The organism is Paenibacillus sp. JGP012 (assembly GCF_014203995.1).
GTDB lineage: Bacteria > Bacillota > Bacilli > Paenibacillales > Paenibacillaceae > Paenibacillus > Paenibacillus silvae.
This window is the reverse complement of the sequence record NZ_JACHKG010000014.1, coordinates 1-22,204: the sequence shown is the minus strand read 5'-3', so window position 1 is coordinate 22,204 and position 22,204 is coordinate 1. Positions and strand designations below refer to the sequence as shown.

Sequence of the window (22,204 nt, the reverse complement as noted above, 5' to 3'; positions counted from 1 at the left end):
AATGTGTCCGAACGATCTTTCAGACGGAGAGGATTAGCTCCAGCCGGAATTCGCTCCGATACATATGAGGCCTTCATATATGGATGATCCGAATGAAAAGTAACCATCTGATATCCCCACCTTCCTTTTTAATTCGAAAAAATTAGCATCTTGAAGAACATGCTGTCGACGGGCAAGAATTAGCCGAATCAGTGATTGTCCAAATGACTACTGGCGGTACAATGGCACAAGGCCAAGAAGAAGCAACTTGTACTTCTCTGGCACCCGACAATTCCATCAATTCCTGTTCATTAATTTCGCCTATCATTTCCAACGCCTTCATAGGTTCTCACCTCCTTCCATTAACTTAAACTGTCTCGATCAGCAACATCCTGTTACATTTATATTATTCAAAGATGACATGATCGCCTATCCGTAAAAACCACATTTTTCCATGTGGTTTTCCATAAGATAACAAACTTCGATAAAAAAAGCCGAAAACCAAGACTGTTCATGTCTCAGATTTCGGCTAATATAAGTTGAATTAATGTGCATTAATTTGATAATATTTGCAAACCGCTTCTGCTCGGTTACGTACGTCAAGCTTACGATATATTTTGTTCAGATATGTCTCCACTGTACGGACACTTAGATGGATGGCTTGTGCAATTTCTGTGTTTGTCTGCCCCGCTGCCACCAGCTTGAGCACTCGCTGCTCATTTTGAGTCAGTAAATGCATCGATTTCTGCGATTTTTGTCTTAATTCGATATGCTCGGTAATATGGGTAGGTATAATAGAAAAACCTCTCAATTGACCTTCAAGCGCAATCAGCAGTTGTTTGGCATCTGAGTAAGATGGCAAGTAGCTAGCGATCTGACATTTCCATAATTGATCTACCCTCAGCTCACTATCTTTATCGTACAAAACGATAATATGATCAACAATCCCATTGCTTTTCCACTTCGCCAGTTTGGAGGCATATCGATAAGCAATCGAATCTTGCAGCATTAAAATATCAGGCTTCATCCGTTCAACGTCATCCGAATCTAGGCCGTGGCTAATAACTACATTCTCGATAAATTCGAATTGTTCAATAATATGCTTGAGACCGAATATAATGGAACCATAGTCCATAATAATCTTGACCACTTTTTTTTCTGTCAGCAACGACATCTGTTGTGTATCTAATGTATCTATTGTCATAGGCTACTATGTGTGGAAGGGCAACAATTTAATCGACTGTTTCCAACACATGCCTTGTTCCACCCTGTAGATTGATCCATACCGGATACGTAATGAGATTCAGAAGATTCCGCAGTTACAAAGATAGGGGCGAGCAGTAGCAACAACTTATCCAAGCTGTTACACCACACTAACGATAACTTTTTCAAGTTCATGCGTCATTCACTCCATTCTAATTATAATTCACTGCATATTCATAATCATTGAACCTAACCTAGAAACATTACCTTCCTACTTCCTGCCTACCTCCTCCCCCCCATAAAATATAGAAATTATTATAAATTTCCTCATATTATACCATGATGAATGCAATTTGTAACCGCTTTTATAATTGTAAATGAGTTGTTATATGATTTTTACCCCTTGTTTCGTTAGTGGTCATGCTCACGGATTATGTTGGAATGTTGAATGCTGTTCTCGATTCTCTAACATCGTTAAATCCACCAATTTTTAAAACACGCTTGATTATATCAAGAGAAGAAAAACCACCAACCAGAAAGGTCGATGGTTTCTTGGTCTAATGGAGGCGAACCATGGCTGTTCAAAACCACAATTCGCCGCAGTGTGATGATGCGGATGTTTAAGTTTGGTTACTTTTCTCCAGCATTGGAGTTGCTTACACTTAAAGCGCCTTTTTAAGAGAGGAAACAATATTGGTCACACCATCTATACAAGTATCTAAGAATCCAAGCAACTCCTTATCGATGGATTCAAATGATATATAATAAGCCTAACTTTCTCCATTCTCTGAATATCCATCATGTAAAACTAGAGGCATCCCATTTTCAAAGGGATATGTACCATCATCTTTTGTATACCTCACATAAACCTTACCCTCTTCTCGTTTTTCACTATTCACTTTTGCTACGGAACGTTTACTTACGCTGAGTTGCTCATGTTTGTTCTCGTTGCAGAGCGTCGCAAACTCCGCTAACCAAACACTTTGAGTCGAGTAAAACGGTTGAAATGATTCGAAAACTGTTTCTAAATCCGGTCTATTATTAAGTATCCCTGGCAATAACTTACCTATACGGGATTTAAAATTCTCCTTTTTGAAGGTTACATTCGTAATCAGAAAATAAACATTAGCACTTACAGTTGCTACACTCTTTTCAACAACCTCTCTTGCACAATAATCAAGAACGGAACGTAAATGATCAAATATTTCTTTAACAATGATTTTCAACTCCGGCGTAACCACTCCAGTTAATAGAGACTCTTCATAAGGATCGCCATGATCTCCGAGCCCATCTCTTAATCTCTTCACTCTTTTTAAGAGTTTTTCCGCCATTTCGAACCTGTCATTCATTAATTATTACCCCTTTATAACTCAGGAAAATATAAAACGCGGCCCTAACCACTACCATTTTGTGGTTTTATTTAGATTAGGGTTCATGAATATGAACCATTGCTAAGCAAATCCATACATTGGTAAAGACCCTGAGCCTATAAAAGATGCTTCTTCAGCACACCCCAGGCGGAGATGTGACAGCGTATCCCACTACTTGTTAGCCACTAATCCTGTCACATGGGCGATGCAGGTTAGAAGCACGCACACAGTTTCTTAGGCTGCTAGTTTCTTAATTATTTAAAGTTAGTTTATCCCATAATAAAGACAAGTACTCTAGAATTGATTCCTCGTCAGAAGCTTCTTTGAATCTCAATAGTTCTATAATGTCTTTATCCGTAAGAAAAAAAATATAACTACCTGATTGATAAAGTGCATCCTTACATCTGTTCATCAATTTTTCAGTGTCCTGAACCTCTCTACAAATAAGAATCCCTAATTGTCCTACACGATTCCCTAATCTACCAAGTAATTGATCCACTTCAGGATTAGATGGATCAGATGAATAGTTCTTACATTCAATAAATATTCTAGGACAAAAAACTTGATAACCGTCTTTTACATGGGCAAAGAATCCAGTAGTTGCATAATTATCAAAAACTATATCAGCACGCTTCCTCCCATTATTTAATTGAACTTCAGACCTCCCCCTTTTGAAACTGTCTATAAATATATAATTTAGACATTGAAAAATTAGCTCATGATAATTATTAGCTGTTCCATTCCCCCTTGGCAAAGACTTAATCTGGTGTATAAAACTTTCAGCTTCAGTTAACTTATCAGTATTTTTTTCTAAATTATTTACCACGAGTAACTCATCTGACTCTAAACTTGTATCCTGATGAAAGATGATAGAAGAGTTTAACTGATTTACCGAAACAGAATCACTAGAGTTGTCGAAAGATTCATTTATATAAGATGTTTTTTTATCTTTTTTGAAAATTTGCAATAATTCATGTGCTAGATAGTATGCTAACTGCGGAGGAAACGCATTGGCAATTTGTCTGAACTTCGAATTAAGACTGCCGTAAAAGTAGATGTCTTTGGGGAACGATTGTATTGCGGCAGCTTCTTGCCAAGCAATAGTACAGTGCTTTCCAATGTGCTGGTATAAGTCTTCACGTATTAGTTTGGTAACACCGTTGATGGAAGGAGATAAACTATCGAGATCAAGTTTCTTAATACCATTCCACCTTGAAAGACTTTTTTGTAGTGCATTCTCACTTATATAAAATCTATCTTTATGATCTATAAATCCTAAATCTTTAATAGCTTCTCTTACAGTAACTAAATTTGAATGGATCTTAGGAAATTGGAATAATGTATTAAATTCGCTCTTGCATCCTACTAGTATTAGTCGCTCTTTATGTTGTGCAATGCTATAGTCTTTAGTATTAAGTAACTTATAAGAAACATCATATCCTATAGTGTTAAATCTTAGAATGTATTTTCTTAATAAATCATCTTTAAATTCAAATTTATTAACTTCTAACAAAAAAGCTTTTGGACTTTTAAACTCGATAATATCTATAACTATATCTATATAATTCTTCTTTTCTTCTCCATACTTTGTACTATAAGTTCTAGAAAAACTATTCACAGGAACTGATCCTACTATTACATCAGAATCGGGAATTTCCAGTTTGTTAATACTTCGAATATCCTCATTTCTAATTTCAGTGTCAGACCAAGCTCGATGAGAGAAGCAACTATCTTTATTAATATCTATTCCCCAAATAACTTTATAACCAGCTTTGTTAAAACCAAGATCCAATCCTCCAACTCCACAGAATAATGAGATTACTGTCGGTTGCATTATATTATTTCTCCCTTAATATTAGTAAATTTTCACTATAGAAAATAAGTAATTAATGAACCTTAACCTTAGTACTTTGAACCTATGTAATACAGCATACTTATATATAAGAATTCAGTATATTAATAGAGTAGAATAAGAGAATATTTCGAATCTACCGTCAAGAAAGGCTAATTCTCAGAGTTAGTTGAAAAGTTGACTATAAAAAAATATAATATCACATCTTTTTTTACATTATAGCATATGTAAAAATCATCATTTTCCATTTATAAATGTGAACGCAAAACAAAAACGGCCACCAAATGGTGGCCGTTGCTGTTACTACTAATGGAGGCGAGGGGAGTCGAACCCCTGTCCGAAGATAACGACACATAGGCTTCTACGGGTGTAGTCACAGTTTTGATGTCACCCGAGTATCGCCCCGTAACCGGCTATACGTTGGGTCAGCCTGATTATCTTCTTCAGCACACCCCAGGCGGAGATGTGACAGCGTATCCCACTACTTGTTAGCCCCTAATCCTGTCACATGGGCGATGCAGGTTAGAAGCACGCACACAGTTTCTTAGGCTGCGAAAGCGTAGTTTGTTTGTTGTTTGCCGTTTAATAGGCTTTAGCGTTGATAAAGCGGACGCGTCCCCACTACCCGCTACCCATGCTCGAACTATCCCCGTCGAATCCATAAACGCCCCCTCATATAAGAAGGGCTCCAGGATTAATCCGTGAATACGGAGCAAAGGTGCTGCACATCTAATCCCTCCAAGGTGAAAAGATGTTTCTTACATACTCGGCATTCCTGTCTGCTACATGTATAATCATATCACAGCCCGAATCACCGATATAGTGCAGATTGCTGGAAGGCAATCCAGTGTACTGAGCACAGATGTAAGGTTATCCAATATCCGACTTAATCCAATCAGATCACTCAACCTGACACATCAAGCTCAATCGTCTACATATTATACCGCGTCAATCATCGGAAGTAAAGTTTGCCCAAACACACATCATATCTTGTAATATGTGCCTACACACCTTTATCCTGAAGATTAACATCCGGTGAACCGTGCACCACCAGTAACACACATCATGCAGATAATGCTAAGTCGAATTCACCAGAAGTATCAAGCAAAAACATTTTACATTCTCACCTGATCCTATTCTTCTTCATTCCATTCCTAATCCAATCTGACATCCCTGATGACATTAAATTACCCACCATCAAGCCAATTTACGCAATAACCACCATAAAAAAAATCCCCACTCGCGCCAATGCATGGCAAGCTGTGAGGACTCCTAACGTTCATTACTCCATCAACAAGTTAGCCGACAGACAAACCGTAACCCCGTTCCAAGCACGCGGTACCCTTCCTCATGACAAGGTGGTCAGCCACCTGATGTGCACAACTTTTCGGTTCGCACGACACGTAATGCTCTCTTAACGCGCAACCTTCTGCTTCTCGCGCAGTACACGTTGAATATCACGTTGAGCATCCCGCTTCGCGGCTGCCTCCCGTTTATCATACTGCTTCTTACCTTTACCAAGTCCGAGCAACAGCTTTGCGTACCCGTTACGCACATAAATTTTCAACGGCACAATGCTGTATCCATCCTGCTTCGACAACCCCAGCAGCTTATGAATCTGTGCCTTGTGCAGCAGCAGCTTGCGTGTACGCGTCGGATCGAGTGGATTATGACGATTCCCTTGTTCAAAAGGGCTAATATGCATATTGTGAATATGAATCTCCCCGTTGCGAATCGTAGCAAACGCATCCCCGATGTTCGCACGGCCGTTGCGAATAGACTTGATCTCCGTGCCGGTCAGTACCATGCCCGCTTCATACGTATCTTCAATGAAGTAGTCATGGGAAGCCTTTTTATTCTGTGCAAGCACTTTATTTTGCCCGTCATTCTTGCCCATGTCCTCACTCCTTCTTCGTAAAATAAACCCGTACCATGCTGTATTAACATAGCATCCATGTTGCACCATTAAACCCTGTGCCAGACCTTAATTGTAGCAAGGACGGCTGTTAAAATCAAGAAAGAGGCGGTCTCTGCCGCCCCTCCTCAATACATGTTATAGGCTTCTCGCTTACTTCTTTTTCTTCCGTACAAACGCCGCTGTGGCATTCCCGGCTCCGCCTTTGTTTTTCTTGCGCTTGCGGCGTGGCGCTCCTTCTTCCTGTGCTCCGCCTGGTGTGGCATTTTCACCGATAAAAATACCGCTAGGCGATGTATTCTTACGTTTACCTCCGCCTTTGCCACCTTTACCGCTGCCGCCCTTACCGGATTTAAACCTGCCTTCGCCACGGCCGCTGCCGTTCAGGCCACTTCCTTGTCCGCCTGCAGAAGCACTTTCCTGGCCCATCGGTGCTGAGCTGTAGCCGCCTTTACCCGAGCCAAAACCAAAGCTTACCGCACCTTGCCCACGGCTGCTCGCACCACCATGTTCGCCTCCACGGCGCTCACCTTTCGGTTTACCACCGCGTTTGCCAGTAAACCCACCTGTCGCGGAGCCCGTGCTTGCACCTGAACCAGCATTCGCTGCTGCAGGAGAAGCGCCGCGGCCACCACGCGCGCCTTTGCCACCTTCACTCGCTGAACGGCCACCGCGCTCGCGCTTGCCACCGCCTGTACCAGCACCGACTTTGCCACCACGGCTTCCACCGAAGCCACCTTTGGCTCCGCCTCGTCCGCCGCCGCTTCCCGGGCGACCACCTTTACCACCAGAGCGACCACCTCGTTCGAAGCCGCCATCACGCTCTCTGCGAGGTTTCATATCGACCATCTCAAAATCAATCGTATACTCTTCCATGCTTACACGAGCCACGCGAATTTTCACTTCGTCACCGATACGGAACACCTTCGAGGTGCGCTCCCCAATGAGTGCCATATGCTGATCATCAAAATGGTAATAGTCGTCGGTCAGTGCGCTAAGACGAATCAGACCTTCTACCGTGTTTTCCAGTTCGATGAACATACCGAAGCTCGTTACGCTGCTGATCATGCCTTCGAATTCTTCGCCGACCTTATCGAGCATGTATTCGGCTTTTTTCATTTTCTCCGTATCCCGCTCAGCTTCAACCGCCACACGTTCACGTTCCGACGACTGCTGTGCGATATCCGACATCCGGCTTGCCAGATATTCCTGACGATTCTCCGGCAGTGCTCCGTTATTCTCGATGACTTCACGAATGACGCGGTGAATAACGAGATCGGGATAACGACGGATCGGTGATGTAAAGTGACTATAGAACTCTGCCGCCAGACCAAAGTGACCAGACATTTCAGAGTCATACTTCGCCTGCTTCATCGAACGAAGCATCATCGTGCTAATGACCGTCTGCTCCTTCGTGCCGTTAATATCCTCCAAGAGCGATTGAAGCGCGCGTGGATGAACGGAATTGCCACGTCCTTTGACGTGATGTCCGAAATTCGCCGCAAAGGCGAGAAAATTTTGCAGTTTTTCCTGATCCGGGTCCTCATGCACACGATAGATGAACGGCACTTTGAGCCAGTGGAAATGCTCGGCAACCGTCTCATTCGCTGCAAGCATGAACTCCTCAATGATCTGCTCCGCAATCGAACGCTCCCGTTTCACAATATCAACCGGTTTGCAGTTCTCATCGACAATGATTTTGGACTCTTCAAAATCAAAGTCAACCGCCCCGCGGCGCATACGCATCGCACGCAGCTTCAGTGCAATTTCTTTCATCAGGTGGAAGTCATCCACGAGATCTTTATAACGTTCGAGCAGCTCCGGCTCTTCGCCTTCAAGGATTTTACGCACATTAGAATACGTCATGCGTTCCTTTGTCTTGATCACACTCGTGAAAATGTCGTGCTTCACAACCTTCATCTGGTCGTTGAATTCCATCTCACAAGACAGCGTCAGACGATCCACTTGCGGATTCAAGCTGCAAATACCGTTGGACAGACGCTGTGGCAGCATCGGAATAACCCGGTCTACGAGGTACACACTGCATCCACGGTTATACGCTTCCTGATCCAGCTTGGAGTTTTCTCGCACATAATAACCCACATCCGCAATGTGCACACCCAGTCGGTAGTTGCCGTTCGGCAGCTTCTCCACGTTAACCGCATCATCCAAATCCTTCGCATCCTCGCCATCAATCGTCACGATGTTCAATCCGCGCAAATCGCGGCGTCCCTGCTGAACGATCTCTTCTTCCGTAATGGAATCCGGCGCTTTTTCTGCTTCTTCCATCACTTCATCCGGGAATGCCTCAGGCAGCTGATGTTTGCGTATGACCGATAAAATATCGATGCCCGGCTCATCCTTGTGACCCAGAATCTCGATAATCTCTCCTTCAGCTGCCGCGCGACCTTCTGGATAGCTGACAATCTTGGCAACGACCTTTTGCCCATCTACAGCCCCTGCAAAATTCGTACGCGGGATAAAAATATCACGATTAATCCGTTTATCATCCGGAATAACAAATCCATACACTTCGTGACTCTGAAAAACACCCACAACCTGTGTGATCGCACGATTCACGATGCGTACAATTTCACCCTCCAGCCGTCCGCCAGACGGGCCTTGGGACGTCACTTTTACAAGCACAGTGTCCCCATTCATTGCACTTTTCATATCATTGGCATGGATGTACACATCCGGATGCTCCCGATCCTCAGGAATCAAAAAGGCAAAACCCTTCGCATGCGCTTGCAAGCGCCCACGCACCAGGTTCATACGCTCAGGCATACCATAGCGGTTATTTCTCGTCAGTAAAATTTGGCCGGATTCCTCCAGCGTGTTCAGCATAATCAAAAAGGCTCTGAAATCTGCAGCATCTTCAATCTGAAAGTGCTGTTCCAGCTCCTGATAAGTCATCGGTTTATAAGCGGTCTCCCGCATGAAGTCGAGTAATTGTTGTTCGGTTATCATTAGTTTTCACCTCGGGAAACGTAAGAGTGTAGTCTGTTCTCTTCTCTTTATGTATCGAATTCGCGCCGTAATCATACAGATGCCATAAGGTAAATGTTAAAACCTGCGGCCTCACTATCTCATACCCTAGTATACACGAATTCAATCCAGCCCATCCGTACCACGCCAAAAAACCTACAGGGTTCAATGCACCCACTCGGTGGCAGTCCACTTCTTCACACAGTTTATGCAGCCAGCAGACTGCCCGATCTGACTTCATCAGCATTTTTATAAAAAACAGCATAACTGAGAATATACATTAGGAATATCCAGCACTGGCAAGAGCATGCCCTGCTATTTTCGGGGATACGTCGCAGCAAAAGGGGAATCGTACAGAAGCAAAAAGTCAAACTTTCCTTCATTTTTTATTGTAATAAGAGAGATATTGAATTGAATATCAGCGATAAATCATAACAGTTGGAAAACTTTGGTTCAATAAATTTCTATTAAAAAACCTCCGTTTCAGCACGAAACGAAGGTTTTTATCCGTTAAGCCATGGGGCTTCAGCTATTTAATTCAATTCGGGAATCCAGATAACTTAAGGTTACTTGGAAACCACCGTAACAATAATAGCCAAGATCATAAATCCTGCACCAAGTACCACTGTTGCACGTTGCAAGAAGAGATCCAGTCCGCGCGCTTTCGTTTTACCGAAAAGATGTTCCGCACCACCGGAGATGGCACCCGCCAAACCAGCGCTTTTTCCGTGCTGCAGCAATACTACAGTGATTAGACCGATCGAGAAAACAACGAGCAGCAATTTCAAAGCAATATCCATTCTTTCCACCTCCTACCCATGTGGGCATAACATCTCACCATAAAAACAGTTACTTTAATTGTAGCATAGCAACGGGTCTGATACAAGTAGTGTAACGAATAGAAACTGGTACATCCAGAATTAAGAATGATGATACGCTCAGATTAACGTTATAATATTAACTGAGCAATGCATCCCTTAATCATAAAATTATAGGAGGGCCAGATGATCCAAACATTTCAAGCCACAGACGCCCTGAAAAGCAGCATTGATTACATATGGATTATAGAAGCAGAACATCTATCCTCAACGAACAGACAAGATATTATTATGCCACTAGGCCATATTAATATCATTTTTAACTTCAAATCCCCTTACTATTTCATAGATACAAAAAAACGAGTACTTATCCCTGATTCAGCAGTAATTGGTCAGATTAAAAGGGCCAAGCATGTTCAATACGGAGAGAACTTATACCAAGTTGGCATTTCGATGACCCCTCTGGGATATATTCAGTCCTTTAACTACCCCATTTCTCAATTAACCGAGCGAATATGCTCAGTAAGTGATGTATTTCCTGAAATGAAACAACTGCGAAAAAAAATCATCGATGCACAAAATCACGATCTGCTTATTACCGCTATTAATCAATATTTTCTTGGAAAAGTAAACTCAAATGCACTGGAAACTTGCGATAAAAATCACATGATTTCTTATGTCAAGCAGCATTGCAGTAACCTGAACGTTTCTCACATGGCATCATATTTTGGAATCTCTATAAGTACGCTTGAACGAACATTCAAGCGATATGTTGGTTTACCCCCGAAAGTTTATGGAGATATCTTAAAGTTCCAACAGAACCTTATGAATACACAACTGCACACCGACATATATGAGCAATATTATGATCAGTCTCATTTCATTAAAACTTGCAAAAAATTTTCCGGTAAAACCGTAAATGAACTTGAAAATTCGATAGAAGAACTAACTCTTAACTTTATGTTACGGCGCAACAACAGATCATAATTCCTCAGGTGCATGCTGATTTTTTACAATACAACGCACTTTCGAACTTGATATACTTTGGAAACAACGAAGATACGTATAAGAAAGGAATGTGTATGGAACGATGATGATTATAGCAAGCATAGTCGTGTTTTTGAATGTCACTTTACTGGCAATCCTTGTTCCGGGTGGACCCATCGAAAACCGGAATTTTTCCAAGCTCAAGGGAATCGTATTTTGGAGTTTTAACGTATTTTTAATTTTGTTAGGAGTCGGATCCTACATCGTCAGCTATCTGCTGTTAGTTTCATCTTCCCATGCTATATTAATGGCTCAGGTGATAGCCGTTCTATATTTTATTGTGTATGCCGTTGATCTTGCGGGTATTTTCCCTAAATCACCGACAAAAATGAGCAAAACACTATTACTACTCGAAATTGTGAATATCTCCATGGCAATATTCCTCTTCCTCTTTGTAACAGCTATCAATTAAACAAATCACCACAGCCAACTTGGCTGAAGGTAGAGCATGCTCAGGCCAGAATAGCACATAACATTAATAGCTTCCAATGGACCGCAACCTATATAGGAAAACAAAAAGAGACAGACCGGAAACTGGTCTGTCTCTTTTTGTTTTCCTAGCTTATTTTTTAAGGTTGTAGAAGCCTTTAAGACCGATGTATTGAGCGCGTGTATCCAGTTGATCCTCGATGCGGAGCAATTGGTTGTATTTCGCGATACGGTCTGTACGGGAAGGAGCACCTGTTTTGATCTGTCCAGCGTTCGTTGCAACCGCGATATCTGCGATTGTGCTATCTTCGGACTCACCGGAACGGTGGGAGATAACAGCTGTGTATCCTGCACGTTTAGCCATTTCGATTGCATCGAACGTTTCAGTCAGCGTACCGATTTGGTTAACTTTGATCAGGATAGAGTTACCGATACCTTTTTCAATACCTTGGGACAGACGCTCAGTGTTTGTTACGAACAAGTCGTCACCAACGAGTTGTACTTTGTCACCCAATTTTTCAGTGAGCAATTTCCAACCTTCCCAGTCATCCTCGGACATACCGTCTTCGATGGTGATAATCGGGTACTTCTCAACCCATGAAGCCAACAGGTCAACATACTCAGCGGAAGTGTAGGATTTACCTTCACCAGCCAGTGTATATTTACCATCTTTGTAGAACTCAGTGGAAGCAACGTCCATACCCAGGAATACGTCAACGCCTGGTTTGTAGCCTGCTTTTTCGATTGCTTCGATAATTGTTGTGATTGCTTCTTCGTTAGACCCCAGGTTCGGAGCGAAACCACCTTCGTCACCTACAGCTGTGTTCAAGCCTTTGGAGCTGAGTACCGATTTCAGGTTGTGGAAGATCTCTGCGCCAACGCGAAGAGCTTCTTTGAATGTTGGTGCGCCAACTGGCAGTACCATGAACTCTTGTACGTCGATGTTGTTGTCCGCGTGCTCACCACCGTTGATGATGTTCATCATTGGAACTGGCAGAGTTTTCGCGTTGAATCCGCCCAGGTAAACATACAGTGGAACTTCCAAAGCGTCAGCAGCTGCGCGAGCTACTGCCATGGATACAGCCAGAATTGCGTTTGCACCCAATTTACCTTTGTTTGGTGTACCGTCCAGAGCGATCATCATTTTGTCGATGCCCAGTTGATCCAAAGCGTCCATACCGATAACTTCTGGAGCGATAACTTCATTTACGTTTTTAACAGCTTGCAGTACGCCTTTACCGAGGTAACGGGATTTGTCACCATCGCGAAGCTCAACCGCTTCGTGGGCACCAGTAGATGCACCAGATGGAACGATTGCGCGTCCGAGTGCGCCGGACTCCAGATATACTTCAACTTCAACTGTAGGGTTACCGCGGGAGTCAAGGACTTCGCGTGCGTACACGTCAGTAATAATAGTCATGAGTGATAGTCTCCTTTAATTTTAAGTTTATTTAAAATCAGGACCACTTGTGTTTCCCCATATCCACTACGTCAGCAGAATCGTCCTCCGATCGCTGTTATCCCCGGATTCCTTTGAACTTATTTTCATAAGTTGGAATCCTGTGATAAAGGCGAACGCTAACGCTTCTTCAGACCATTTCTGCTGCCTTCGTTCCGAGGTAAACGCCAAACTTCCCGATTTCATATATAGTGGCTGTGCAACTTATTTGCGGGTAGCAATAACAGATGTACCTGTCATTTCTTCCGGTTTAGGCAATTGCATCAGGTCAAGAATGGTTGGCGCGATGTCGGCCAGAATTCCGCCTTCACGCAGCGTTACGTTCGGATCTGTAACGATAAATGGAACCGGGTTTGTTGTATGAGCTGTGAACGGACGTCCTTGCTCATCAAACACCATATCCGCGTTACCGTGATCCGCAGTAATCAGTACCACGCCGCCTTTGGCAAGAACTGCGTCTACGACACGGCCCATGCACTCATCTGTAACTTCAACCGCTTTGATCGTTGGCTCCAGCATGCCGGAGTGTCCAACCATGTCAGGGTTAGCAAAGTTCAGGATGATTGCGTCGTGTTTATCTGCTTCGATCTCACGAACCGCTGCATCCGCAACTTCATAAGCACTCATCTCTGGCTGCAAGTCATATGTTGCAACCTTAGGCGAGTTAATCAGCACGCGAGTTTCGCCTGGAAGCTCTACGTCACGGCCGCCGCTGAAGAAGAAGGTTACGTGCGGGTATTTCTCGGTTTCTGCAATGCGCAGTTGTTTTTTGTTGTTCTGTACAAGCACTTCGCCCAGCGTATTGTCGAGGTTCTTCGGCTCATAAGCCACATAACCCTCAACCGTCTCACTGAACAGCGTCAGGCACACAAAGTGCAGGCCCACAGGGAACTTCGGTCCACGGTCAAAACCGCGGAAATCGGAGTTGGTGAACACTTGTGACAACTGGATTGCACGGTCAGGACGGAAGTTAAGGAATACAACGGAATCGCCGCTTTCCACCAAACCTACCGGCTCACCATCCGCTTTAACGATAACCGTTGGTTCAACGAACTCGTCAAATACGGATTTCTCATATGATTCTTCAACCGCTTTGAGCGGATCAGTGTATTTCGGTCCATCGCCATAAACGATGGCGCGGTAAGATTTCTCTACACGCTCCCAGCGTTTGTCACGGTCCATTGCATAATAGCGACCTTGGACTGTAGCGATTTTCCCTACACCAACCTCATCAATTTTAGCGATCAGCTTCTGCATGAAGTCTTTACCGCTGTCCGGCATAACATCCCGGCCATCCAGGAAGGCATGAATATATACTTCGTTCATTTCTTCTTTTTTAGCCAGATCCAGCATGGCGAACAGGTGGTCGATGTGGCTATGTACACCACCATCGGACAACAAGCCGTAAAGATGAAGCTTTTTACCGTTCTGCTTCGCTTCGCGCACCGCTTTGACAAGTGTTTCATTGTCATAGAACTCGCCGTCACGAATCGACTTGGAGATACGGGTCAAATCCTGATATACGATCCGGCCGGCACCAATGTTCAGGTGACCCACCTCGGAATTCCCCATTTGGCCTTCCGGCAAACCTACAGCCTCACCGCAAGCCGTCAGTGTTGTATGTGGGAACTGGCTCATGAAACGGTCATAGTTCGGTTTTTTGGCTTGCGCTACCGCATTGCCTTCCACCGTGTTGCGCAGACCGAAGCCGTCCATAATGATCAGTGCTACAGGTTTTGGAGCTGTCATCTTACTTCGCCCCCTCAACAAGTGCGATGAACGAAGCTGGCTGCAAGCTGGCACCGCCAACAAGTGCGCCGTCGATGTCGCTTTGTCCGAGGTATTCCGTTACGTTTTCCGGTTTCACGCTGCCGCCGTATTGGATACGAACTGCATCTGCAACCTGCTCGTTGTACAGATCCTTCACCAGTGTACGGATGTAAGCAATAACTTCATTCGCATCCTGGGATGTGGAGGATTTGCCTGTACCAATGGCCCAGATTGGCTCATAAGCGATAACCGTTTGTGCTACCTGCTCGGCAGACAGACCTGCCAAAGCTGCTTCCGTCTGTACTTTGCATACATCTTTCGTTTGACCCGCTTCGCGCTCTTCCAGTGTCTCACCGAGGCAGAAGATTGGCGTCAAGCCATGACGGAATGCTGCATGCATTTTTTTGTTAACCGTCTCATCGGTTTCCGCAAAATATTGACGGCGCTCCGAGTGACCGATAATCACATAATCTACACCCAGTTCTTTCAGCATGACACCGCTGATTTCACCAGTGAATGCACCGTTGTCTTCAAAGTGAAGATTTTGTGCTCCGATTTTGATGTTAGTGCCTTTCACAGCCTCTACCAGGGATGGCAGATTTGTAAAAGGTGCGCAGATTACCGTTTCCACGCCTTCGACTTCCGCTTTTCCTTTAACTTCCTGAATGAAGTCATTGGATTCGGAAACCGTTTTGAACATTTTCCAGTTACCCGCGATAATTGGTGTTCTCATTGGTTTCAACTCCTTCATGCTATAGCTTAAAGCTTACTTGTCATTCAATGCAACTACGCCTGGAAGCTGTTTGCCTTCCATGAACTCGAGCGATGCACCGCCACCTGTAGAGATGTGGTCCATTTTGTCAGCCAATTTGAACTTCTCAGCTGCCGCTGCAGAGTCGCCACCGCCGATGACTGTGTAAGCAGATGTTGTCGCACAAGCTTCTGCTACTGCACGAGTACCGTGGGAGAAAGGTTCGATTTCGAATACGCCCATTGGTCCGTTCCATACAACGAGTTTGGAGTTTTTAACAACGTCAGCATAAATCTCACGTGTTTTTGGACCGATGTCGATGCCTTCCCAATCCGCAGGAATGTCGCCAACTTCAACAATTTTAGTGTTTGCATCCGCACTGAAATCGTCAGAAATTACGATATCCACTGGCAGGTAGAAGTTTTTGCCCAGTTTTTTGGCTTTTTCGATGAAGCCCAGAGCAACATCCAGTTTGGACTCATCCAGCAGGGATTGACCCACTTCGTAGCCTTGAGCCTTCATGAATGTATAGGACAGACCGCCACCGATGATTACGTTGTCTGCAATGTTCAGCAGGTTGTCGATCACATCGATTTTGTCTTTAACTTTGGAACCACCGATGATCGCTGTGAAAGGACGCTCTGGGTTGGACAATGCTTTACCCAACACTTCAAGTTCTTTCTCCATCAACAAACCGGATACTGCTGGCAGCAAGTGAGCGATTCCTTCTGTAGAAGAGTGTGCTCTGTGCGCCGCACCAAATGCATCGTTAACGAATACATCAGCCAGCTCAGCAAATTGTTTAGCCAGTTCCGGATCGTTTTTCTCTTCACCTGCGTGGAAACGAACATTCTCAAGCAACAATACGTCGCCATTGTTCATTGCCGCGATTTGAGCTTTAACCGCCTCGCCAACGGAATCATCCGCTTTAATGACCGGTTTGCCGAGCAATTCGGACAAACGCTCTGCAGCTGGAGTCAAACGCATAGATTCAACAACTTCGCCTTTCGGACGACCCATGTGGCTTGCCAGGATGATTTTAGCACCTTTTTCGATCAGATAGTTGATCGTAGGCAATGTTGCACGAATACGTTTGTCATCTGTAATTTTACCATCTTCAAGCGGCACATTGAAATCTACGCGCACGAATGCCCGTTTTCCATTCAATTCGATATCACGTACACTTTTTTTGTTCATCTCTATTTCCTCCGCACCCATGTATTTGGTGGACCTTTCAAGGCTCTAATCCCTTGTCAGCCCTGGTGTTCATGAGAAATTTGCAAAAGTTTCATATATAAAGAGCGGAAACAATGGCAATCTGTTTCCGCTCTATGTTATTACAAGTTATTACTTGATCATTTTTGCAAAGTGCTCCAATGTGCGAACCAGTTGAGCTGTGTAGGACATTTCGTTGTCATACCAAGCTACAGTTTTAACCAGTTGTTGGTCGCCCACTGTCAGAACTTTAGTTTGAGTCGCATCGAACAGGGAACCGTAAGTGATACCTACGATGTCGGAAGATACGATTTCGTCTTCAGTGTATCCGAAAGTTTGTGGATCGGAAGCTTCTTTCATAGCTGCGTTAACTTCGTCAGCTGTTACTTTTTTACCAAGAACAGTTACCAGCTCAGTCAAGGAACCTGTTGGTGTCGGTACGCGTTGAGCTGCACCGTCCAATTTACCTTGCAGTTCAGGGATAACCAGACCGATTGCTTTAGCAGCACCAGTTGTGTTAGGGATGATGTTTTCAGCTGCTGCGCGAGCACGACGGAAGTCACCTTTAGGGTGTGGAGCATCCAAAGTGTTTTGGTCGCCAGTGTAAGCGTGAATTGTAGTCATCAAACCTTGAACGATTCCGAATTTGTCTTGCAGTGTTTTTGCCATAGGAGCCAGGCAGTTTGTTGTGCAAGATGCACCGGAGATTACAGTTTCAGTTCCATCAAGGATGTCATGGTTTACGTTGTAAACGATGGTTTTCATGTCGCCAGTAGCTGGTGCGGAGATAACAACTTTCTTAGCTCCACCTTTCAAGTGTTTCTCAGCAGCTTCTTTTGTTGTGAAGAAACCAGTACATTCCAGAACGATATCTACACCCAGGTCTCCCCAAGGCAGTTCTTCAGGGTTGCGGTTAGCGATAACTTTAACTTCTTTGCCGTTCACTTTGAAGAAGCCGTCGTGTACTTCAACATCGCCGTCAAAGCGACCTTGAGTTGTATCATATTTGAGCAAATGAGCCAGCATTTTAGCGTCAGTCAAGTCGTTGATTGCTACTACTTCAATGCCCTCTACATTTTGAATACGGCGGAATGCCAAGCGACCGATACGTCCAAAACCGTTAATACCTACTTTAATCATGAGTAAGTTCCTCCCAAGTTTTGATTGATTTTTATGAAACTTATATATTCAAGACAGACGGTGAAGTCCGTCAAGACAACAAGAGTTGTGTTGAAAATAAATCTATTTCAGCTCTGGAAAATGGATTCATTCCATTTCCGCGACAATGATTTTGGCCGCAGCCTCATCAATAATCAGAATATCCTCCTGCCCGAACCGCAGTACGGAATGAATGGCAGCTGCCTTGCTTGTGCCGCCCGCAATGCCGATGACCACATCCGTGCGTTCGATATCCTGAAGCCGCATCCCCAGTGTAAGCATGGTATGTACCACCTCACCCTGATCGTTGAAATAATACCCGAAAGACTCCGATACAGCGCCCTGCTCCTGAAGCTCGTCAATAATCTCAGGGGCAAGCTTGCGTCTCTTCGCCATTTCTACCGCATCACCGATGCCGTGAATAACGATGCGCGATTGCCTGATCAGCTGCAAAATCTCCTGAACACTCGGGTCCTGAAGCAGCGATTCATAGGCATGATCACTAAGCAAATCCGGTACATGCAGGAGTTTGTACTGAGCCCCTGCCCGCTTTGCCATCGTGGATGCAATCGTATTTGCTTGAATTTCAAGACTCTCTCCCAGTCCGCCACGGGCTGGTACAAACCAGACACCCTTGAGCGAAGTTGGTGGTGTGAGCTGTTCTGCAACTTCGGCCGTTGTCGATCCGCCTGTGACGGCTACAACGTCGTTGTCATTCATAACACTGCCGAGAGCTTTCGCTCCGGCCCTTCCCAGTTCTCTCTTGGCAAAAGGAGATACGTCCGAATCGCCAGGAACTACGACTACCTTTTGCAGGCCGTAGGCTTGCTTGATTCGCTCTTCCAGCTCGGATAATCCGAACAGCTCTTTCGCGACAGGCTCCAACTGCTGCAGCAACTCGTAACCCGCCTCACTGATCTTCATGCCGGCACTGTCAATTTCGATAAGTCCCTGAGCCTTTAACAGATCGGTCTCAGCTCTCAGAACCCGCTCGGTCATCTGCATGGAATTGGCTAACGTTCTCCGTCCGATCACATCCGATAACATGATCTGCTGCAGAATCGTATAGCGCTTCTTCAAGACATCCATGAGATCGGGCAGAAGCTGCTTTTGCACTTCTAAAATCGTTCGCATGCTTTCCACTCCCGCAAGCTTCTCGCTCCAAGCTTCTTTCATGGCCCTAAAATGTCCCGGGTTAACTTTTTAAGTCCCACGTTTATTCTACCTAAAACTGACGCGATATGCAAGTGTTTCGATGGCTTATTTCGATACGTTTGCGGGCTTCTGTACGCGCCTATTTTCACAATCTCTGCACTTTCGTTATGGACACGATGAGCGACCTCGAAGCTTCACATTGATTATGAGTTAGTTTCGCACCATACTATAAGATGTTTCACACTACACTTCACACTACATATAGAAGAAAGGTGAAATTAGTGTCTATATGCGGTACGATTTGCTTTTTGGCAGGCATGTCCAAAACTTCTTATAGCATGTACTCAAAACCAGACTTTATCCATTCCTCTTTATCATGATCATTTCGGAATCAATTCAAACCACCTGCCGAATAAGCGAAACCATTGCCCTGCAAAGCAATGGCTTGCATTTCAATACTCCATAGGCTATAATCATTATTGCTGTCACATAATTTGCGCCCGTGGTCCAATGGATATGACGTAGGCCTCCGAAGCCTGAGATCCAAGTTCGATTCTTGGCGGGCGCGCCACTTATTTTATAACAGCTCATAATGCATTTAACCAACGAAACCGGAAAGGTTTCTTTTTTTTCAAAGTTAGTTTGACTTTCTTTGACTTTTTGTTTGAGATTGTTTATGATGTGGTTAATACGGTAACAGTTTAAATATAAACACCAATTTAACATTTACATTCCCGAGGAGGTTTTTCACGTGAGTTATATTCCAATGGTCGTTGAGCAGAGCAACCGGGGTGAGCGCGCCTATGATATCTATTCCAGATTGCTGAAGGATCGTATTATTTTCCTTGGCAGCGACGTGAATGACGTTGTGGCTAATGCCATCATGGCACAGATGTTGTTCCTGGCAGCGGAAGATCCGGAGAAAGACATTCACTTATACATCAACAGCCCGGGCGGATCGATCACCGCGGGTATGGCCATCTACGATACAATGCAATTCATCAAACCGGATGTATCTACCATCTGTGTAGGTATGGCGGCTTCCATGGGTGCATTCCTGCTGAACGCAGGGGCTAAAGGCAAACGTTTTGCGCTGCCGAACAGCGAGATCATGATTCACCAGCCGCTGGGTGGTGCACAAGGTCAAGCATCGGACATCGAGATTCGCGCACGCCGCATCTTGAAAATGCGTGATACGTTGAACCGCATCATCTCCGAGCGTACAGGCCAACCACTGGAACGCATCGAAAAAGATACAGATCGTGACTACTTCATGAGTGCTGCTGAAGCAGCCGATTACGGTATCATCGATAAAGTAATTCAAAACGTAGGCTCCCAAGGCATCTAAGTTGTAGCCTGGAGGCATGCCGTTCCATACACAGGGCGGATTCACCGAAGTATAGGTGAATCCGCCCTGTGCCATATTGATATGAACAGGCAATAACACCACCCGTTAACAGGGTGCATTGCCTGGACAAATAGAAACCCCTCGTCACTTGAATAATGACGAGGGGTTTCTATTTACCTTTTTTGCAAGTATAAATGAATAAGGGCTCTTGATGTGGAGATGCAAGTATACGTTTGTTAGAAGTGCCTGCTTATTTCTCGGATGCTACGTTGCTGAAAGGTGCAGTGCCTTTAGGCAGAATTTCTTTATAAGAGAATGTCATTTCCGGGAAGCCTTCCGCGTAAGCTGTGTACTCATACAGTTGGAAAAATACAACTACACCCGTTGGAGATACATAGAAGTCCTGGTCCTTGTTCAAGCCTTTATATCCGTCTAAATATCCACCACTTGCTTTTAATTGCTCGCCAACCTTTTTGCTGATCGTTTCACGCATGGATTTGCTGTTTGCAATCACATCATCCAAGGTCAGCTCTTTGCCTGTGTCCAGTGCAAATGTGTGACCTGTACGGTAAGTCATGCCGTGTGCTCCTGCATAGTCCTCATAATGTTGGGTGATCAGACCCAGTACGCCATTTTCATTGTATGTCACCACATACGACGTTTCGAATGCATATGGACGTTTGGCTGTTGCTCCACCGAACTCGATTGTTTGTTTCTTGAAGGCTGCAAAGGACGTATCCACCTCATCCTTGAGCACTTTATTGATCGCTGCTTCCACTTCTTTGCTCGCAAGCCCGCTCACCTGCGGATAACGGATATCTACTTCGGCATTTTTCACAGTTGCTTTCTTCGTCACGGAAGTCACCTTCACGCTGTTTTGCTTCACTTTGCTCAGGGTCAATGTTTTCGCTTTGGCATCCCAACTGCCCTGCACACCCAAATAATCTCTCATGGCAGAGAACGGAATGTACAATCGGCCCTGAATCAATTTTGCTTCCACCTGAGGGTAATAACCGTTAATGTACACGTTTGGTTGTCCATCCATCAGACTAACGGTCATCGCGTTGTTAGCTGCGGTTACCGTGTATGACTTCGTTTTGGCATCATATTTGAGTGTACCACCTGCTACGTCTTTGACCGCTGTCAGTGACACCCAAGTCGAACCACCTTGAAGCAATCCTTTTTGCGCCAGCGTCTTGCCACCTGCTTTTAACGTGACTTCAGCCGGTGCAGTTACTTTGGAAGATACCGCAGCTGCCTGTACAGATTGATCTACCCATGCTGTACTGCCCCCCATAATTACACCTGCTGCCAATAATGCACTTGTCCACTTTTTCCATGTTTTCATCTATAAAACTCCTCTCTGGTCTTTACCATAAAATCCATTGCGTATGTAAACAAAAACTCGATTGCATATGTCATACGCTTACCTCTTTATTATAATTACCCCGCTCCCGGAAAGATTTACATCTCCAGTTACAATGTTGATGAAAATGATGCTGAAAAAAAAGCAGAAAATGAACATTTTGTCACGAACAACTAGACAAAAACGACATGATTAGCTCGACTTCCCTGCATACTGCCAGGAAAATAATACTCTCTCACTTCCTCAAAGTCTGCTTATATAACAAAAAAAGACACTGCCCGAGGGAGAGGCCACTGAAAAAGTCCATTCCATGTTAAAGGTACAGCTCTCAAGAAAATTGTGGAGACTGTACCTTTTTCGCTTATAATTAAAGTATCATGG

At 44.4% G+C, this 22,204-nt stretch carries 17 protein-coding genes, 1 tRNA gene and 1 other RNA gene; 4 read left to right on the top strand and 15 right to left on the bottom strand.

Annotated elements, in window-relative coordinates; translation table 11 throughout:
• Nucleotides 1-142: 142 nt before the first annotated feature.
• The 8 genes from HNR77_RS17300 to secG all read right to left on the bottom strand — a co-directional run bounded on the left by HNR77_RS17300 (nt 143) and on the right by secG (nt 10,107).
• A complete protein-coding gene (locus tag HNR77_RS17300) occupies nt 143-322 on the bottom strand; it encodes a class II lanthipeptide, LchA2/BrtA2 family (protein ID WP_184186919.1) in 180 nt (59 codons plus the stop codon).
• Nucleotides 323-523: 201 nt separating this feature from the next.
• Entirely contained in the window at nt 524-1,147 is a 624-nt protein-coding gene (locus tag HNR77_RS17295) for a response regulator transcription factor (protein WP_184186916.1), read from the bottom strand.
• 805 nt (nt 1,148-1,952) lie between these two features.
• Nucleotides 1,953-2,531, bottom strand: a complete 579-nt coding sequence (locus HNR77_RS17290; protein WP_184186913.1) for a hypothetical protein — start codon at nt 2,529-2,531, stop codon at nt 1,953-1,955.
• A gap of 271 nt (nt 2,532-2,802) precedes the next feature.
• Nucleotides 2,803-4,386 carry a DNA cytosine methyltransferase gene (locus HNR77_RS17285; protein WP_184186910.1) on the bottom strand — a complete coding sequence of 528 codons (1,584 nt, stop codon included), beginning with the start codon at nt 4,384-4,386 and terminating at the stop codon, nt 2,803-2,805.
• Between the two features lie 325 nt (nt 4,387-4,711).
• Nucleotides 4,712-5,076: a transfer-messenger RNA gene (gene ssrA / locus HNR77_RS17280) on the bottom strand.
• 742 nt (nt 5,077-5,818) lie between these two features.
• Nucleotides 5,819-6,301 carry an SsrA-binding protein SmpB gene (smpB, locus tag HNR77_RS17275; RefSeq protein WP_184186906.1) on the bottom strand — a complete coding sequence of 161 codons (483 nt, stop codon included), beginning with the start codon at nt 6,299-6,301 and terminating at the stop codon, nt 5,819-5,821.
• Between the two features lie 171 nt (nt 6,302-6,472).
• Entirely contained in the window at nt 6,473-9,289 is a 2,817-nt protein-coding gene (gene rnr / locus HNR77_RS17270; protein WP_184186903.1) for a ribonuclease R, read from the bottom strand.
• A 584-nt stretch (nt 9,290-9,873) separates the two neighbouring features.
• On the bottom strand, nt 9,874-10,107 hold the full coding sequence (gene secG / locus HNR77_RS17265; RefSeq protein WP_111270229.1) for a preprotein translocase subunit SecG: 234 nt from the start codon (nt 10,105-10,107) through the stop codon (nt 9,874-9,876).
• Between the two features lie 204 nt (nt 10,108-10,311).
• Between secG and HNR77_RS17260 the strand changes: the two genes are divergently transcribed.
• Both HNR77_RS17260 and HNR77_RS17255 read left to right on the top strand, forming a co-directional pair.
• Nucleotides 10,312-11,112, top strand: a complete 801-nt coding sequence (locus HNR77_RS17260) for a helix-turn-helix domain-containing protein (RefSeq protein WP_184186900.1) — start codon at nt 10,312-10,314, stop codon at nt 11,110-11,112.
• Nucleotides 11,113-11,215: 103 nt separating this feature from the next.
• Entirely contained in the window at nt 11,216-11,584 is a 369-nt protein-coding gene (locus tag HNR77_RS17255) for a DUF8051 family protein (protein ID WP_184186897.1), read from the top strand.
• Nucleotides 11,585-11,734: 150 nt separating this feature from the next.
• On the opposite strand, the gene eno is transcribed toward HNR77_RS17255, so the two are convergent.
• From eno to HNR77_RS17225, 6 genes are all read right to left on the bottom strand, one after another.
• Nucleotides 11,735-13,021 carry a phosphopyruvate hydratase gene (eno, locus tag HNR77_RS17250; RefSeq protein ID WP_110898842.1) on the bottom strand — a complete coding sequence of 429 codons (1,287 nt, stop codon included), beginning with the start codon at nt 13,019-13,021 and terminating at the stop codon, nt 11,735-11,737.
• Nucleotides 13,022-13,264: 243 nt separating this feature from the next.
• A complete protein-coding gene (gene gpmI / locus HNR77_RS17245; RefSeq protein WP_184186894.1) occupies nt 13,265-14,809 on the bottom strand; it encodes a 2,3-bisphosphoglycerate-independent phosphoglycerate mutase in 1,545 nt (514 codons plus the stop codon).
• A gap of 1 nt (nt 14,810) precedes the next feature.
• On the bottom strand, nt 14,811-15,563 hold the full coding sequence (gene tpiA / locus HNR77_RS17240) for a triose-phosphate isomerase (RefSeq protein ID WP_111270231.1): 753 nt from the start codon (nt 15,561-15,563) through the stop codon (nt 14,811-14,813).
• Nucleotides 15,564-15,596: 33 nt separating this feature from the next.
• On the bottom strand, nt 15,597-16,778 hold the full coding sequence (locus HNR77_RS17235; RefSeq protein ID WP_184186890.1) for a phosphoglycerate kinase: 1,182 nt from the start codon (nt 16,776-16,778) through the stop codon (nt 15,597-15,599).
• Nucleotides 16,779-16,928: 150 nt separating this feature from the next.
• Nucleotides 16,929-17,936: a type I glyceraldehyde-3-phosphate dehydrogenase gene (gene gap, locus HNR77_RS17230; protein ID WP_184186887.1), complete on the bottom strand. Its 1,008-nt coding sequence runs from the start codon at nt 17,934-17,936 to the stop codon at nt 16,929-16,931.
• 126 nt (nt 17,937-18,062) lie between these two features.
• Complete coding sequence (locus HNR77_RS17225; RefSeq protein WP_145405832.1) at nt 18,063-19,088, bottom strand: sugar-binding transcriptional regulator; 1,026 nt, start codon at nt 19,086-19,088, stop codon at nt 18,063-18,065.
• 517 nt (nt 19,089-19,605) lie between these two features.
• Here HNR77_RS17225 and HNR77_RS17220 point away from each other — a divergent pair.
• A tRNA-Arg gene (locus tag HNR77_RS17220) sits at nt 19,606-19,680 on the top strand.
• Nucleotides 19,681-19,860: 180 nt separating this feature from the next.
• Entirely contained in the window at nt 19,861-20,457 is a 597-nt protein-coding gene (gene clpP / locus HNR77_RS17215) for an ATP-dependent Clp endopeptidase proteolytic subunit ClpP (protein WP_090924795.1), read from the top strand.
• Nucleotides 20,458-20,707: 250 nt separating this feature from the next.
• On the opposite strand, the gene HNR77_RS17210 is transcribed toward clpP, so the two are convergent.
• Nucleotides 20,708-21,805 (bottom strand): stalk domain-containing protein, encoded by a 1,098-nt coding sequence (locus tag HNR77_RS17210; protein WP_184186884.1) that lies wholly within the window; start codon nt 21,803-21,805, stop codon nt 20,708-20,710.
• Nucleotides 21,806-22,204 lie beyond the last annotated feature (399 nt).

What these genes read in the sequence shown, in the direction of transcription:
- HNR77_RS17255 (WP_184186897.1), top strand. Translation starts at nt 11,216, where the DNA reads ATGATGATTATAGCAAGCATAGTCGTGTTTTTGAATGTCACTTTACTG.
- HNR77_RS17290 (WP_184186913.1), bottom strand. Translation starts at nt 2,531, where the DNA reads ATGAATGACAGGTTCGAAATGGCGGAAAAACTCTTAAAAAGAGTGAAG.
- gpmI (WP_184186894.1), bottom strand. Translation starts at nt 14,809, where the DNA reads ATGACAGCTCCAAAACCTGTAGCACTGATCATTATGGACGGCTTCGGT.
- HNR77_RS17225 (WP_145405832.1), bottom strand. Translation starts at nt 19,088, where the DNA reads ATGCGAACGATTTTAGAAGTGCAAAAGCAGCTTCTGCCCGATCTCATG.
- eno (WP_110898842.1), bottom strand. Translation starts at nt 13,021, where the DNA reads ATGACTATTATTACTGACGTGTACGCACGCGAAGTCCTTGACTCCCGC.
- tpiA (WP_111270231.1), bottom strand. Translation starts at nt 15,563, where the DNA reads ATGAGAACACCAATTATCGCGGGTAACTGGAAAATGTTCAAAACGGTT.
- smpB (WP_184186906.1), bottom strand. Translation starts at nt 6,301, where the DNA reads ATGGGCAAGAATGACGGGCAAAATAAAGTGCTTGCACAGAATAAAAAG.
- HNR77_RS17210 (WP_184186884.1), bottom strand. Translation starts at nt 21,805, where the DNA reads ATGAAAACATGGAAAAAGTGGACAAGTGCATTATTGGCAGCAGGTGTA.
- gap (WP_184186887.1), bottom strand. Translation starts at nt 17,936, where the DNA reads ATGATTAAAGTAGGTATTAACGGTTTTGGACGTATCGGTCGCTTGGCA.
- HNR77_RS17260 (WP_184186900.1), top strand. Translation starts at nt 10,312, where the DNA reads ATGATCCAAACATTTCAAGCCACAGACGCCCTGAAAAGCAGCATTGAT.
- HNR77_RS17235 (WP_184186890.1), bottom strand. Translation starts at nt 16,778, where the DNA reads ATGAACAAAAAAAGTGTACGTGATATCGAATTGAATGGAAAACGGGCA.
- secG (WP_111270229.1), bottom strand. Translation starts at nt 10,107, where the DNA reads ATGGATATTGCTTTGAAATTGCTGCTCGTTGTTTTCTCGATCGGTCTA.
- HNR77_RS17300 (WP_184186919.1), bottom strand. Translation starts at nt 322, where the DNA reads ATGAAGGCGTTGGAAATGATAGGCGAAATTAATGAACAGGAATTGATG.
- rnr (WP_184186903.1), bottom strand. Translation starts at nt 9,289, where the DNA reads ATGATAACCGAACAACAATTACTCGACTTCATGCGGGAGACCGCTTAT.
- HNR77_RS17285 (WP_184186910.1), bottom strand. Translation starts at nt 4,386, where the DNA reads ATGCAACCGACAGTAATCTCATTATTCTGTGGAGTTGGAGGATTGGAT.